1 protein-coding gene is annotated in these 505 nt (G+C 71.7%); it reads left to right on the forward strand.

What is annotated here, in order from left to right:
- A partial coding sequence (locus tag PVZ72_RS00015) for a formyltransferase family protein (RefSeq protein WP_273860866.1) occupies window positions 1-505 on the forward strand: 505 nt, incomplete at both ends.

The raw sequence follows: 505 nt of genomic DNA on the forward strand, positions 1-505 counted from the left end.
TGGGTCGAGCGCATCCGCGCCCTGGAGCCGGATTTCATCTTCTCCTTCTACTACCGCAACCTGCTGTCCAACGACGTCCTGGCCTGCGCCAAGCGCGGCGCCTACAACCTGCACGGCTCGCTGCTGCCGCGCTATCGCGGTCGCGCCCCGGCGAACTGGGTACTGGTCAACGGCGAGACCGAGACCGGCGTGACCCTGCATCGCATGGTCCAGCGCGCCGACGCCGGCGCCATCGTCGCCCAGCAGCGCGTCGCCATCGCCGCCGACGACACCGCCCTGACCCTGCACGCCAAGCTGCGCGAAGCCAGCCAGACGCTCCTGCGCGACAGCCTGCCGGCCCTGGCCGAAGGCCGCCTGACCGAGCGCGAGCAGGACGAGAGCCAGGCCACCACCTTTGGCCGCCGCAGCGCCGCCGATGGCGAGCTGCAGTGGAGCCGTCCGGCGGTGGAGCTGGGCAACCTGGTGCGCGCCGTGACCCAACCCTATCCGGGCGCCTTCGGCTGGA

The sequence above is a fragment of the Pseudomonas sp. LA5 genome (assembly GCF_028640825.1).
Classification (GTDB): Bacteria; Pseudomonadota; Gammaproteobacteria; order Pseudomonadales; family Pseudomonadaceae; genus Chryseomonas; species Chryseomonas aestiva.